The sequence below is a fragment of the Faunimonas pinastri genome (assembly GCF_900110915.1).
GTDB lineage: Bacteria > Pseudomonadota > Alphaproteobacteria > Rhizobiales > Afifellaceae > Faunimonas > Faunimonas pinastri.
Genome location: NZ_FOFG01000009.1, coordinates 107,670 through 120,815, shown reverse-complemented (window position 1 = coordinate 120,815; position 13,146 = coordinate 107,670). Strand labels below are relative to the sequence as shown.

Annotated in this window: 12 protein-coding genes; 9 read left to right on the top strand and 3 right to left on the bottom strand. The window is 67.1% G+C overall.

Annotated features, from left to right (window positions below; genetic code table 11):
- Positions 1-9: 9 nt before the first annotated feature.
- Positions 10-1,185: a 4-hydroxybenzoate 3-monooxygenase gene (gene pobA / locus BMY25_RS12990; RefSeq protein ID WP_092497196.1), complete on the bottom strand. Its 1,176-nt coding sequence runs from the start codon at positions 1,183-1,185 to the stop codon at positions 10-12.
- Positions 1,186-1,365: 180 nt separating this feature from the next.
- Between pobA and BMY25_RS12985 the strand changes: the two genes are divergently transcribed.
- Genes BMY25_RS12985 through pcaDC form a run of 3 tightly spaced genes read left to right on the top strand, consistent with a single transcriptional unit; the run spans position 1,366 to position 4,861 of the window.
- Positions 1,366-2,292 carry a helix-turn-helix domain-containing protein gene (locus BMY25_RS12985; RefSeq protein WP_092497194.1) on the top strand — a complete coding sequence of 309 codons (927 nt, stop codon included), beginning with the start codon at positions 1,366-1,368 and terminating at the stop codon, positions 2,290-2,292.
- Positions 2,289-3,674, top strand: a complete 1,386-nt coding sequence (locus BMY25_RS12980) for a class-II fumarase/aspartase family protein (protein WP_092497192.1) — start codon at positions 2,289-2,291, stop codon at positions 3,672-3,674. The genes BMY25_RS12985 and BMY25_RS12980 overlap by 4 nt, the downstream gene beginning before the upstream one ends.
- Positions 3,675-3,679: 5 nt before the next feature.
- On the top strand, positions 3,680-4,861 hold the full coding sequence (gene pcaDC, locus BMY25_RS12975) for a bifunctional 3-oxoadipate enol-lactonase/4-carboxymuconolactone decarboxylase PcaDC (RefSeq protein WP_092497190.1): 1,182 nt from the start codon (positions 3,680-3,682) through the stop codon (positions 4,859-4,861).
- Here the strand turns inward: pcaDC and BMY25_RS12970 are convergent, their stop codons facing one another.
- Positions 4,862-5,647 carry an IclR family transcriptional regulator domain-containing protein gene (locus BMY25_RS12970; RefSeq protein ID WP_092497310.1) on the bottom strand — a complete coding sequence of 262 codons (786 nt, stop codon included), beginning with the start codon at positions 5,645-5,647 and terminating at the stop codon, positions 4,862-4,864.
- 140 nt (positions 5,648-5,787) lie between these two features.
- Here BMY25_RS12970 and BMY25_RS12965 point away from each other — a divergent pair, with 140 nt between their 5' ends.
- From BMY25_RS12965 to pcaG, 5 genes are all read left to right on the top strand, one after another.
- Entirely contained in the window at positions 5,788-6,633 is an 846-nt protein-coding gene (locus tag BMY25_RS12965; protein WP_092497188.1) for a CoA transferase subunit A, read from the top strand.
- A 7-nt stretch (positions 6,634-6,640) separates the two neighbouring features.
- Complete coding sequence (locus BMY25_RS12960; protein ID WP_092497186.1) at positions 6,641-7,432, top strand: CoA-transferase subunit beta; 792 nt, start codon at positions 6,641-6,643, stop codon at positions 7,430-7,432.
- Positions 7,432-8,637, top strand: coding sequence for a 3-oxoadipyl-CoA thiolase (gene pcaF, locus BMY25_RS12955; protein ID WP_092497184.1), 1,206 nt, complete (start codon positions 7,432-7,434; stop codon positions 8,635-8,637). The genes BMY25_RS12960 and pcaF overlap by 1 nt, the downstream gene beginning before the upstream one ends.
- A 74-nt stretch (positions 8,638-8,711) precedes the next feature.
- Positions 8,712-9,422: a protocatechuate 3,4-dioxygenase subunit beta gene (gene pcaH / locus BMY25_RS12950; protein WP_092497182.1), complete on the top strand. Its 711-nt coding sequence runs from the start codon at positions 8,712-8,714 to the stop codon at positions 9,420-9,422.
- Positions 9,415-10,008 (top strand): protocatechuate 3,4-dioxygenase subunit alpha, encoded by a 594-nt coding sequence (pcaG, locus tag BMY25_RS12945; RefSeq protein ID WP_092497180.1) that lies wholly within the window; start codon positions 9,415-9,417, stop codon positions 10,006-10,008. The genes pcaH and pcaG overlap by 8 nt, the downstream gene beginning before the upstream one ends.
- A 74-nt stretch (positions 10,009-10,082) precedes the next feature.
- Here pcaG and BMY25_RS12940 read toward each other — a convergent pair whose 3' ends face one another.
- Entirely contained in the window at positions 10,083-11,528 is a 1,446-nt protein-coding gene (locus tag BMY25_RS12940) for an aldehyde dehydrogenase (RefSeq protein WP_092497178.1), read from the bottom strand.
- Between the two features lie 334 nt (positions 11,529-11,862).
- Here BMY25_RS12940 and BMY25_RS12935 point away from each other — a divergent pair, with 334 nt between their 5' ends.
- A complete protein-coding gene (locus BMY25_RS12935) occupies positions 11,863-13,137 on the top strand; it encodes an ABC transporter substrate-binding protein (RefSeq protein ID WP_092497176.1) in 1,275 nt (424 codons plus the stop codon).
- Positions 13,138-13,146 lie beyond the last annotated feature (9 nt).

The following is a 13,146-nucleotide window of genomic DNA, read 5'->3' as shown; positions in this document are numbered from 1 at the left end:
ACGCCGGATCTAGTCGAAAGGCAGTCCGACATAGTTCTCGGCGATCGTTCGTGCCCCGGCCTCCGAGGACGTTACATAGTCCAGCTCGGCAAGCTGGATTTCGCGCTCGAAGGGCGTGGCGCCTTCCACGCGGTGGAGCATGGAGGTCATCCACCAGGAGAAGCGCTGCGCCTTCCACACGCGCTTGAGACAAAGGTCGGAATAGGTGTCCAGGGCCTCCGTCCGGCCCGACGCGTAGAAGGTATCGAGGGCACGGGCGAGCCGTCTGACATCGGCTACAGCGAGGTTCATGCCCTTGGCTCCGGTCGGAGGCACGATATGGGCGGCATCGCCCGCCAGGAAGAGCCGGCCATGGCGCATGGGGGCGGAAACGAAGCTGCGCATCGCCGTGATGCCTTTCTGGGTGATCCGGCCCTCGCGGAAGCGCCAGCCGTCGCCGCCTTCGAGGCGCTGGTGCAGCTCGTCCCAGATCCGTGCGTCCGGCCAGTTGGCGATGTCGTCGGCGGGGTCGCATTGCAGGTAGAGGCGGGTCACCTCGGGCGAACGCATGCTGTAGAGCGCGAAGCCTCGATCGTGGTTGGAATAGATGAGCTCGTCCTGGGTCGGGGGCGCATCGGCAAGGATGCCGAGCCAGCTGAAGGGATAGACCTTTTCGAACACCTGCATGAGACCGGCGGGGATCGCCTGCCGGCAGACGCCATGAAAGCCATCGCAGCCGGCAAGGAAATCGCAGGAGATCTCGTGCTGGACGCCGCCCTTGACGTATCGGATCAGCGGCCTGTCGCTTTGGACGCCATGCACGCTCAGGTCTTCGGTCTCGAATTCGATCGGTCCTCCGGCCGCAAGCCGGGCCGCGATCAGGTCACGCACCACTTCGTGCTGGCCATAGACCGTGATGCGCTTGCCGTCCGTGAGTTCGGGAAAGCGGATGCGATGCTTTTCGCCGCGAAACGCCAGTTCGATGCCGTCGTGGACGAGGCCTTCGCGCAGCATGCGTTCCCCGACGCCGCTCTCCCTGAGCACATCCACCGTGCCCTGCTCCAGAACGCCGGCGCGGATCCTCGCTTCCACATGGGCGCGGCTCTGGCGCTCCACGACGACGGAGTCGATCCCGGCGAGGTGCAGCAGGTGAGAAAGCAGCAATCCGGCCGGGCCTGCTCCGACGATACCGATCTGCGTGTGCATTCAGTCCTCCCTGCGGCTCTCTGCGGAGCGTTGTCACGGAGCGAGGCTAGGCAGGGTCTTCGCGGCGGGCAATGGACGGAAGCGGGTCGCGACTTGGACGAAACCGGGGACCGCCGGGTCTTCCGCGTCCGCACGGGCGGGTCGGCCGCCGTCGCGACCTGGACGAATGGCGAGGGCTGAATGGCGGCGAGCGTTCCGGCATTCCAGCTTTACGGCGAGAACGACATGCCGCCGATCCCGCGCTTTATCCATTGGGAGCGCATCGCGGCACGCGCTCCCGTGCACGACTGGGAAATCCGCGTGCACCGGCACCCCGATCTCTGCCAGGCCTTCCTGCTCACCGACGGCGGCGCCTCGCTGGAGGTGGAAGGGCGGCGGACGGAGATCGGCGCCCCCTGGCTACTCTGGTTGCCGACAGGGATCGTCCATGGCTTCCGGTTCGCGCCGGGATCGGCGGGGCATGTGCTGACGATCTCCGATCACTTCCTGTCCACCATTCTCAGCGGCGAGAACCATTCCGAGGTCGGCTCGGCGATGCGCCGCGTCACCTCTGTCGCCGCCATCACGACCACCGGGATGGGCATCGCCGCGGAAGCCTCCTTCACCGCCATCGGCGAAGCCGTCACGGCGACCGCGTCCGGCTGGCAGACGGTGCTGGAAGCCCATATGAAACTGTTGCTGGTGCTGTTCGCCCGGTTGGGCACGGCCGCAACGGAGCCGCCCAGCGGCGACACGGAACTCTTCCGCCGCTTCCGCCGTCTCGTGGAAGACCATTACCGCGCTCGCTGGACGATCGGGGCCTATGGCGAGGCGCTCGGCGCGGGGACGGATCGGCTGCACGCGGTGGTGCGCCGCGTGGCCGGTTGCGCGCCGCGCGAGATCGTCCAGCGCCGCCTGCTCCTCGAAGCCAAGCGCAATCTCATCTATACCACGATGACGGTGAGCGAGATCGCGTACGATCTCGGTTTCCGGGATGCCGCCTATTTTTCCCGTTTCTTCAGCCTGCGCGTGGGTGCTCCGCCATCCGTGTTCCGGCAGAACCGGGGAGTGACGGGCAGCGACCTGGCTGCGGCCGGCGCGGGCCTGCGCCTGAAGGAGGAACGATGACGTTTTCAGCTCTCGATTCGGAATTGCTCGGGCCGCTTTTCGCGACGGACGCCATGCGGGACGTGTTCTCCGACCGGGCGCGGCTGGCCGGAATGCTGAGGATGGAATGCGCGCTGGCGAAGGCGGCGGCCCGGTTCGACCTGGCTCCCCCGGAGCTCGCGCCGGCGATCGAGGCAATCGGCCCCGACCAGCTCGATCTCCAGCAGCTCGGCCGCGACACGGCCGTCTCCGGCGTGCCCGTGATCCCCTTCGTGAAGGCCGTGCAGAAGCTGCTTCCGAAGGATCTGGAGAGCGCGTTCCACAAGGGCGCCACGACGCAGGACGTTGCCGATACCGCGCTGGTCCTGCAGGTCCGTGCCGCGCTCGACCTGATCGCCGGTGACCTCGATGCCGTCATGCGGGATCTCGCGTCGCTTGCGCAACGGCATCGGGGCACCCCCTGCGTAGGGCGCACTTACGGCCAGCATGCCGCGCCGATCACCTTCGGCTTCAAGGTCGCCGTCTGGCTTTCCGGCGTCGCGGAGACGGCAGAAAAGCTGCCGGATCTTCGCCGGCGCGTGCTGGTCGCCTCGCTTGGCGGACCGGTCGGAACGCTGACGACGTTTCGGAAAAAGGGGCCAGCGGTCGCCGAAGCCTTCGCCGGCGAGCTGGGTCTCGGAACGGCGACGCTCTCGTGGCACACCGGCCGGGGCCGTATCGCCGGGCTGGGGGCCTGGCTCGCCGAACTCATCGGGGCGCTGGCGAAGATCGCCACGGATGTCGCGTCGCTCGCTTCCACCGAGGTCGGGGAGGCGTCCGAGCCGCATATTCCGGGCCGGGGCGGCTCCTCCGCCATGCCGCACAAGCGCAATCCGGTTTCCGCCACGATCATCCTCGCCGCGCATGCGGCGGCGCGGGGCCACCTCACGACCTTGTTCGACGCCATGGCCGCCGCGCATGAGCGGCCTCCGGGCCTCTGGCACGCGGAGTGGCATGCCCTGCCGCAACTCTTTGGCCTACTTTCCGGTGCGCTGCGGGAGGCCCGCTCGCTGGCCGGCGGGCTCGTGGTGGACGCCGATCGGATGCAGCGCAACCTCGAAGCCACGAAAGGCCTGCTCTTCGCGGACGCGGTGGCGGGACGGCTTGCGCCGAAGCTCGGTCGCGGCAAGGCGCATGAGGTCGTCGAGGAGGCCGCAACGCGCGTCCGCGACGGCGACGTCACCTTGCAGCAGGCCCTTGAGCGAAACGAGACGCTCCGCTCCGAGGCGGCAGACTTCGACCTTGCCGGTGCCTTCGACCTGCAACCGGCCATCGATGCGGCCTCGGTCTGGGTCGACCGCGCGCTGGCCGAGGCGGATCGCGTCCGCGCCCTGCTTCCTCCCAACCAGTCGACCGGGAACTGACCGATATGCCTCTGATCGAAGCCAATGGCGTCAAGCTTTTCTACGACCTCACCGGCCCGGAGGATGCGCCGGTCGTGGCGTTCGGCCACTCCATCGGGACGTCGGTGGAGATGTGGGACGCGCAGGTGCGCGCGCTTGCCGATCGTTACCGCTGTCTCCGCTACGATGCGCGTGGGCATGGCCGCTCCGAGGTGGTGGACGAGGCGGTCGGGATCGACGATCTGGCCGACGACCTCGCCGGGCTGCTGGACGCGCTCGGCATCGGAAAAGCGCATGTGGTCGGGCTCTCGCTCGGCGGCATGACGGCGCAGGCCTTTGCGCTTCGTCATCCCGAACGGACGTCGAGCGTCGTTCTCATGGCGACCGGTCCGGCCATGCCGCCCGCCAGGAACTGGAGCGACCGCGCGGCGCTGATCCGGCGCGAGGGCATGGCGGCGATCGTCGACGCGACCATGGTGCCCCGCTGGTTCACCCCGGGCTTTGCGGAGCGGGCGCCGGAAAAGGTCGCCTTCACCCGCCAGCGCTTCCTGCAAACCGATCCGGTGGGCTATGCCGTCTGTTGCGAGGTGATCTCCAGGCTCGATCTTGCCGACGCGATCCGGGCTATCGCCGTTCCGACCCTGGTGATCGCCGGCTCTGAGGATCCGGCCGCACCGGTGGCCATGGGCGAGGACATGGCGGCGCGCATTCCGGGCGCGGAACTGGAAGTCGTGCGGGCCGCCCATCTGCTGGCGGTCGAGCTGGCCGACGAGGTGAACGGCATCCTGGCCACGTTCCTCGACCGGCAGAGCGGCCTCCAGCCCTCGGAGCTGCCGGGCGCCACCTTCGAGACGGGCCTCGCCAATCGCAAGGCCGTGCTCGGCGTCGACCATGTGCAGCGCTCGCTCGCCAAGGCGGGGAGCTTTGCCATGCCCTGGCAGGATTTCATCACCCGCAATGCCTGGGGAGAGATCTGGGGCGATCCCACCTTGCCCTGGAAGACGCGCTCGCTCCTGACGCTGACCATGATGGTGGCGCTGCACCGGGAAGAGGAATTCAAGCTGCACGTCCGCCCGGCGCTGAAGAACGGCGTCACGGTGGAGGAACTCCGGGCAATGCTGATCCAGGCGGCGATCTATGCCGGCGTTCCCGCCGCCAACGCGGCCTTCCGCTGGGTCAAGGACGTGCTCGGCGACGAAATCGACTGATCAGACGAAGACTGAGATGTCTCGCGCGGTCGCCTGCAGGATCTCCAGCAGCGGCCCCCCGAGGCGTTCGAGATCCACCCGCCCCGCCTGCGTGCTGATGTTGATCGCGGCCAGCGTCTCGCCGCGCGCGTTGCGGATCGGCACGGCCACGGAGCGAAGCCCGATCTCCAGTTCCTGATCGAGGATGGCGTAGCCCTGCCGGCGCACGTCCGCGACGGCCTCGGCGATTGAGCCCGGCGTGATCCGCGTGTAGGGCGTGTGGGCAACCGGCTCGGAGCGCTCCAGTCGCCGCGCAAGCTCCGCCTCGGACAGCCCGGCCAGCAGCACGCGGCCCATCGAGGTATAGAGCGCCGGCAGGCGCGAGCCGACGGAAAGACCCACCGACATGATCCGTTTGGTGAATGCGCGCGCGATATAGACGATCTCGTCGCCGTCCAGGATCGACATGGAGCAGGACTCGTTGGACCGTTCGCTGACCCGCTCGAGGTAAGGCTGCGCGATCCGGGGCAGGGGCGTGGCGGAGAGGTAGGCGTGGCCCAGCGTCAGCACCTTCGGCGTCAGCGCGAAGCTGCGGCCATCCGCCTCCACGTATCCGAGCACCACCAGCGTATGCAGACAGCGCCGCACGGTGGCGCGCGGCAGACCGGTCGCCTTGGACGCCTCCGCAAGGTTGAGGCGCGGCCTCTCCGGACCGAAGGCCCGGATGACCTCCAGCCCTCGCGCCAGCGCCGTCACGAAGGTGCGGGAATCCTCGCCTCCGGCCTCCTCGGCATGTCTCACGTCCATCGGCATTCCCGTCGCACGGTTCGTCCTGCTTAGTTCGCAGAGCGAACAAATGTACATCCAGCGAACTTTTATTGACAGGGCTTTCTTCCCGGCCGATCATCCCGGGAAAGCTTCGGCATAGAAGAACGGAAGGGAGACGCGTGGCTGAGTTCCTCACGCTTTCACAGGCGATCGAAACCGTGCGCGATGGCGACACGGTGGCCATGGAAGGCTTTACCCATCTGATCCCGTATGCGGCGGGTCACGAGGTTATCCGGCAGGGCCGCAAGCAGCTGACCCTGGTGCGGATGACGCCGGACCTGATCTACGACCAGCTGATCGGCATGGGTTGCGCGGAGAAGCTCGTCTTCTCCTGGGGTGGCAATCCCGGCGTGGGCTCGCTTCACCGTCTGCGCGAGGCGGTGGAGAAGGGCTGGCCCAATCGGCTGGAAGTGGAGGAGCATTCCCATGCCGCCATGGCGAACGCCTACGAGGCCGGTGCGGCGAACCTGCCGTTCGCGGTCTTGCGGGGCTACAAGGGGGTCGACCTTCCGAAGGTGAACCCCACCATCCGCTCCGTGACCTGTCCTTACACCGGGGAGGTGCTGGCGACGGTTCCGGCGATCCGCCCTGACGTTTCGATTATCCACGCCCAGCGGGCCGACCGCGCCGGCAACGTGCTGCTGGAAGGTATCGTCGGCGTGCAGAAGGAGGCGGTGCTGGCCGCCCGCCGGTCCGTCGTCACGGTGGAAGAGGTCGTGGACGATCTCGGGCCCCGCAGCCCCAACGCCATCGTGCTGCCCTCCTGGACCGTGACCGCCATCTCCGTCGTTCCGGGCGGTGCCTATCCCTCCTATGCGCACGGCTACTACAAGCGCGCCAACTCCTTCTATCAGGCCTGGGACCCGATCGCGCGCGACAGGGATACCTTCCTTGCCTGGATGCGCGAGCACGTGCTGGAGCGCGGCCCTGAAGATTTCGCCAGCCGACTGGCCAAGGTGGCGTGAGGCAGAGATGACCGACCAGACACCGTCCACCACCTATAGCGCCACCGAGATCATGACCGTGACGGCGGCGCGCGCCTTGTCCGCCGAGGATGTCTGCTTCGTCGGCATCGGCGCGCCGTCCGCCGCGTGCAATCTGGCGCGGCTCACCCACGCCCCCGGCGTCACGCTGATCTACGAATCCGGCACCATCGATACCAAGCCGCAGGTGCTGCCGCTTTCCATCGGCGACGGCGAGCTTTGCGAGACGGCGCTGACCACCGTTTCGGTCCCGGAGATGTTCCGATACTGGCTGCAGGGGGGTCGCATCACCGTCGGCTTCCTCGGCGGAGCGCAGATCGACCGCTACGCCAACCTGAACACGACCGTCGTCGGCGATTACGACAAGCCGAAGGTCCGCCTTCCCGGCGGCGGCGGCGCGCCGGAGATCGCCACAAATTGCGGCGAGATCTTCATCACCATGGCGATGTCGCCGCGCGCCTTCGTGGATAAGCTGCCCTTCATCACCTCGTTCGGCCACGGCACGGGGGCGGGCAGCCGGGAGGCGCTGGGCGTGAAGACCAAGGGGCCCACCCGGGTGTTTACCGATCTCTGCGTTCTGGAGCCCCATCCGGACACCAAGGAGCTGCAGGTCGTCACCCTGCATCCCGGCGTCACGCGCGAGCGAGTGCAGGAGCAGTGCGGCTGGCCGGTGAAATTCGCCGACGATTGCTCCGAAACGCCGGCGCCGACGGCGGAGGAGCTGAAGATCCTGCGCGATCTGCATGAGCGAACGAAGCTCGCCCATCAGGGAGAGGCATAATGGCCGACGCCTTTATCTGCGATTTCATCCGCACCCCGGTCGGTCGCTTCGGCGGCGCGTTGGCCAAGGTGCGCGCGGACGATCTTGCCGCCGTGCCGATCCGCGAGATCGTGAAGCGCAATCCCGGCATCGAGGCCGGCGTGGACGAGGTGTTCTTCGGCTGCGCCAACCAGGCCGGCGAGGACAATCGTAACGTCGCCCGCATGGCGCTGCTGCTGGCGGGCCTTCCCGACAATATTCCCGGACAGACGCTGAACCGGCTCTGCGCATCCGGCCTCGACGCGGTGGGAGCGGCGGCGCGGGCGATCAAGGCCGGCGAGATCGACCTGGCCATCGCCGGCGGCGTGGAATCCATGACGCGGGCGCCGCTGGTCATGGGCAAGCCCGAAGTGGCCTTCCAGCGCTCGGCGGACCTGCAGGACTCGACCATCGGCTGGCGCTTCATCAACCCGCTGATGAAGCAGCAATACGGCGTCGATTCCATGCCGGAGACCGGCGAGAACGTCGCGCAGGACTATCAGGTCAGCCGCGCCGACCAGGACGCCTACGCGCTTCGCTCGCAGGGACGGACCGCACGGGCGCAGGCTGCCGGTATCCTCGCCGAGCAGATCGTCCCGATCGAGGTGCCGAACGGGAAGGCTGGTCCCGTCATCGTGGATCGCGACGAGCATCCCCGGCCTGAGACGACCATGGAAGCGCTGGCGAGGCTGCGGCCGGTCGTGCGGCCGGACGGAACGGTGACGGCGGGCAATGCCTCCGGCGTGAACGACGGCGCGGGCGCTTTGCTGATCGCGTCCGGCGCGGCGGTCGAAAAATACGGGCTGACGCCACGCGCACGCATTCTCGGCCTGGCTTCTGCCGGCGTGCCTCCGCGCATCATGGGCATGGGGCCCGTGCCGGCGACGACGAAGCTTATCGAGCGGCTCGGCCTTCGCGTAGCGGATTTCGACGTGGTCGAGATCAACGAGGCGTTCGCCTCGCAGGTGCTCGCCTGCCTTCGCCAACTCGGACTTTCCGATGACGCGGAACACGTGAACCCGAACGGTGGCGGCATCTCGCTCGGCCATCCGCTGGGAATGTCCGGCACCCGTATCGCTGGCGCGGCCATGGCGGATCTGGTGCGCCGCGAAGGTCGTTACGCACTGGCCACGATGTGCGTCGGCGTCGGGCAGGGCGTCGCCATGGCGCTGGAGCGCGTGGCCTGACAGGCTGAAGAGGAAGCGCCCGGGCAGAGGCGCAGATGCCGGCACATCGCCGGAGGAAACGTTGAGGTGACGATATGGCTTTGATCTATCCGCAGGAAAGCCTGAAGGCGCATCCGTCCTATCTCTCGCCCGATTATGTCGGGACGCGCATCCGCTCGCCGAAGCGGCCGCTGGTGATCATTCCGCACACGCTGTCGGAGTTGACCGGCCCGGTCTATGGTCACGAATCCGTCGCGGAGACCGACGCCGACCTTACGATCCAGCACGAAGGCGAGCCCCTGGGCGAGCGCATCATCGTGCACGGCCATGTCATGGACGAGGACGGGCGTCCCCTGCCGAACACGCTCATCGAGATCTGGCAGTGCAACTCGGCCGGACGCTATATTCACGTGGTCGACCAGCATCCGGCGCCGCTGGATCCGAATTTTTCCGGCGCCGGGCGCTGCGTGACGAATGGCGACGGCTATTACAAGTTCATCACGGTCAAGCCCGGCCCCTATCCGTGGCGCAACCATCCGAATGCCTGGCGGCCCGCGCACATCCACCTGTCGCTCTTCGGCCCGAGCTTCCTGTCGCGTCTCGTCACCCAGATGTACTTTCCGGGCGATCCGCTTTTCCCGTTCGACCCGATCTTCAATTCCGTCACCGACGAGCGCGCGAGGGAGCGGATGATATCGACCTTCGACCTGGAGGCGACCCAGCCGGAATGGGCGCTGGCCTTCCGCTTCAACATCGTCCTGCGCGGGCGTGAGCAGACCTTCTTCGAGGACCCGCATCATGGCTGAGCATGAGATCACCCCATCGCAGACGGTCGGGCCTTTCTTCGCCTATGCCCTGACGCCGACGGCCTACGATTTCGCGGCGCTGGTCTCCAACAATCTCCTGACGGACGATGCCGTGGGGCAGGCGATCCGGGTGGAGGGCACCATCTATGACGGTCAGGGCCTTCCGGTGCCGGACGCCATGGTCGAGATCTGGCAGGCGGACGGGCAGGGTCGCTTTGCCGGCAACGACACGGCGCCGCTGCCGAACGGCGCCTTCAAGGGGTTCGGCCGCTCGGAATGCGACAAGCTCGGCCAGTACGGGTTCGCGACGGTGAAGCCCGGACCGGTGCCCGGGCCGGACGGGCGGCAGCAGGCGCCCCATATCAATGTCGGCATCTTCGCCCGCGGCATCGTGCGCCGCCTGTTCACGCGCATCTATTTCGAGGACGAGGCGGCAAACGGCAGCGACCCGATCCTCTCGCTGGTGCCTGAGGAACTCCGTCCCACGCTGATCGCGCGGCGGACGGGCGACCGCGACGGCGCACCGATCTACGCCTTCGACATCTATCTGCAGGGCGAGCTCGAGACCGTCTTCTTCGAAGCCTGAAACCGGAGCCCGCCGGGCAGCCTCGCTGTTCCCTTCGAAAAGGCCGCCGGATTGTTTCCGGCGGCCTTGTCGTTTCAGAACGGGTAGTGCTGGTGCGGATCCTCGATGGTGATCCAGCGCGTCTCCGTGAAGGCATCGATGCCCCAGCGTCCGCCGAAGCGGCCATAGCCGCTGCCCTTCACGCCGCCGAAGGGGATCTGCGCCTCGTCGCCGACCGTCGGTCCGTTGATGTGGCAGATGCCGGACTGGATGCGCTTGGCAACCTCCAGCGCCCGCATGATGTCACGGCCGAAGACGGCGGAGGAGAGGCCGTATTCCGTATCGTTGGCGACGCGCACGGCCTCGTCGACGCCGCTGACGCGGATCACCGACTTCACCGGTCCGAAGCTTTCTTCCGAATAGATGCGCATGCCGGGACCGACCCGGTCGAGTAGGGTGGCATCCACGATCGCGCCGTCGCGATTGCCGCCGCAGGCGAGCACCGCCCCCTTCTCCACCGCGTCCTTGATCAGCGCATCCATCTTTTCCGCCGAGCCGAGATCCACCAGCGACCCCAGCACGACATGGCCGCGCGGATCGCCCGCCTTCAGCGTCCGGGCCTTGGCGGCCAGCTTCGCGACGAACTCGTCGGCGACGGCCTCATCCACGACGATCCGCTCGGTGGACATGCAGATCTGGCCCTGGTTCATGAAGGCGCCGAAGGCTGCCGCGTTCACGGCGGCATCGAGGTCCGCGTCATCGAGAACGAGCAGCGGCGCCTTGCCGCCCAGTTCCAGGAGCACCGGCTTCAGGTATCGCGCCGCATGCTCCGCGATGATGCGGCCGACGCGGGTGGAGCCGGTGAAGTTCACGCGCTTCACGGCGGGGTGCGCGACCAGCGCCTCGACGACCTTCGGCGCGTCGGCGGCGGAATGCGTGACGACGTTGACCACGCCCTTGGGCAAGCCCGCCTTGACCAGGACCTCGCCGATCAAGCGATGGGTGCCGGGGCAAATCTCGGACGCCTTCAGGACGACGGTGTTGCCGCAGGCGAGAGGCGTGGCGATGGCGCGGGTGGCGAGGATCACCGGCGCGTTCCATGGCGCGATTCCCAGCACCACGCCTGCCGGCTGCCGGACCGCCAGGGACAGGGTGCCCGGCTTGTCGGAGGGAATGACCTGCCCGTCGACCTGCGTGGTGAGCGCCGCCGCCTCGCGCAGCATGCTGGAGGCCAGGTGCACGTTGAAACCCGCCCACGGGGCCGTGGCGCCGATTTCCTCGATCATCAGGCGGGTGAACTTTTCCGCCTCCGCCTGCATGACGTCGGCCGCCTTCAGGAGCAGCATGCGACGCTCGCCGGGGCCCATGGACGCCCAGGCGGGGAATGCGGCGGCCGCGGCATCCACGGCGGCGTTCGCGTCCGTCACGCCGGCCGCGGCGGCGCGCGAGGCGAGCTTGCCCGTTACGGGGTCGAGCCGGTCGAAGGTCGCGTTGTTCTCCGCGCTCCTTTCCTCATTGTCGATGAGTAAGCTGACATCCATGAGAATTCTCCAATGAAATCGAAAAGGTCACGATGTTATGCCGGGTGGATGAACGGCGCTCCTGGCGAAGAACGACAGTGCTTGTCTTTCGCGAAATGGCAGTCCTCCCCTCGACGACTAGCAGTTCCCGCTCTGGTCGATCAAGAGCCGGAACTGCGCTCCTTGTTTTCTTGAAATCGGTGAAGTTACAGGTTGCTGCCCCTCCGGCTCCGAAAGACAGAATCATAAGTTGATTCCCTTGAAACTCTGTAGGATAGTTGGACTGCAAACGATCGAGCCCGGAAGAAACCGGGCCGTCGGGCGGGTTGGGACCCGTCGGCAGGGAGGAAAGATCATGGTCTGGACCATGGGAGTGGGGCGGAGAACCGTCCTCAAGGGAATGCTGGCGACCGGCGTTGCCGGAGGCGTCAGCCGGAATGTCGCCTTCGCCGCCTCGCGCACCATCAAGATCGGGCTGGTCATGCCGCAGACGGGGCCGCTGGCCGCCTTCTGCGAGCACATGCCGTTCGTGCTGGATCAGGTGAAGAAGGCGTCTGGCGGCAAGATCAAGGTCGGCGGGACGGAATATCCGTTCGAGATCGTGGTGAAGGACAGCCAGTCCAACCCGAACCGCGCCGCCGAAGTCGCACAGGAGCTCATCCTCAACGACCAGGTGAACCTCGTCTCCACCTTTGCCACGCCGGAGACCTGCAACCCCGTCGCCGACCAGTGCGAGCTGAATGGCATGCCCTGCGTCAGCAACGACGCTCCGCTGGAGCCCTATTTCCTCGGCCGCAACGGCGATCCGAAGAAGGGCTTCGACTGGACCTACCATTACTTCTTCAGCGGCGACGAACTGGTCAGCTCGTTGATCCCGATGTGGAACCGGCTGACCACCAACAAGCTTGTCGGCGGCCTCTGGCCCAATGACGGCGACGGCATCGCCCAGTCGCGCGGCTTCCCGGTCATCCTCGACAAGGCCGGCTACAAGGTCGTCGATCCCGGCCGCTTCGACATTCCGGCCGGCAATTACAACGCGCAGATCGGTGCCTTCAAATCGGCCGGCTGCGAGATCGTCACGGGCTCCATGCCGCCGCCGGAGATGACGACCTTCTGGAATGGCTGCGCCCAGCAGGGCTATCGGCCCAAGGCGGTCTACATGGGCAAGGCGCTGGAGTTTCCCTCCGCCATCGCCCCGCTCGGTGCGCGGGCGGAGGGGCTCACGACGGAGGTGTGGTGGACGGCCTCGGCTCCCTACAAGTCGAGCCTCACCGGCCAGTCCTCGCAGGAGCTTGCCGACGCCTACGAGAAGGGCAGCGGCCGCCAGTGGTCGCAGCCGCTGGGCTTCCGCCATTCGCTGTTCGAGGTGATCTTCGACACCTTCGCCCGGACGCAGGATCTCGACGATCCGGCTTCCATTCGCGACGCGCTGAAGGCCACTAAACTCAACACCATCATCGGCATGGTGGATTTCACCAAGGGACCGTTCCCGAATTGCGGGCTGACGCCTCTGGTGGCCGGGCAATGGCGCTTGGGGAAGAAATATCCCTTCGACCTCGTCGTGGTCGACAATTCCCTCTTCCCCGACATTCCCGTCGGCGGCGAGCCGCAGCCGATCCCCTACGCCTGAGCCGGCGGA

Excerpts from the sequence above, each read along its gene's own strand:
- pobA (WP_092497196.1), bottom strand. The coding sequence starts at position 1,185 with ATGCACACGCAGATCGGTATCGTCGGAGCAGGCCCGGCCGGATTGCTG.
- BMY25_RS12985 (WP_092497194.1), top strand. The coding sequence starts at position 1,366 with ATGGCGGCGAGCGTTCCGGCATTCCAGCTTTACGGCGAGAACGACATG.
- BMY25_RS12980 (WP_092497192.1), top strand. The coding sequence starts at position 2,289 with ATGACGTTTTCAGCTCTCGATTCGGAATTGCTCGGGCCGCTTTTCGCG.
- pcaDC (WP_092497190.1), top strand. The coding sequence starts at position 3,680 with ATGCCTCTGATCGAAGCCAATGGCGTCAAGCTTTTCTACGACCTCACC.
- BMY25_RS12970 (WP_092497310.1), bottom strand. The coding sequence starts at position 5,647 with ATGGACGTGAGACATGCCGAGGAGGCCGGAGGCGAGGATTCCCGCACC.
- BMY25_RS12960 (WP_092497186.1), top strand. The coding sequence starts at position 6,641 with ATGACCGACCAGACACCGTCCACCACCTATAGCGCCACCGAGATCATG.
- pcaF (WP_092497184.1), top strand. The coding sequence starts at position 7,432 with ATGGCCGACGCCTTTATCTGCGATTTCATCCGCACCCCGGTCGGTCGC.
- pcaH (WP_092497182.1), top strand. The coding sequence starts at position 8,712 with ATGGCTTTGATCTATCCGCAGGAAAGCCTGAAGGCGCATCCGTCCTAT.
- pcaG (WP_092497180.1), top strand. The coding sequence starts at position 9,415 with ATGGCTGAGCATGAGATCACCCCATCGCAGACGGTCGGGCCTTTCTTC.
- BMY25_RS12940 (WP_092497178.1), bottom strand. The coding sequence starts at position 11,528 with ATGGATGTCAGCTTACTCATCGACAATGAGGAAAGGAGCGCGGAGAAC.
- BMY25_RS12935 (WP_092497176.1), top strand. The coding sequence starts at position 11,863 with ATGGTCTGGACCATGGGAGTGGGGCGGAGAACCGTCCTCAAGGGAATG.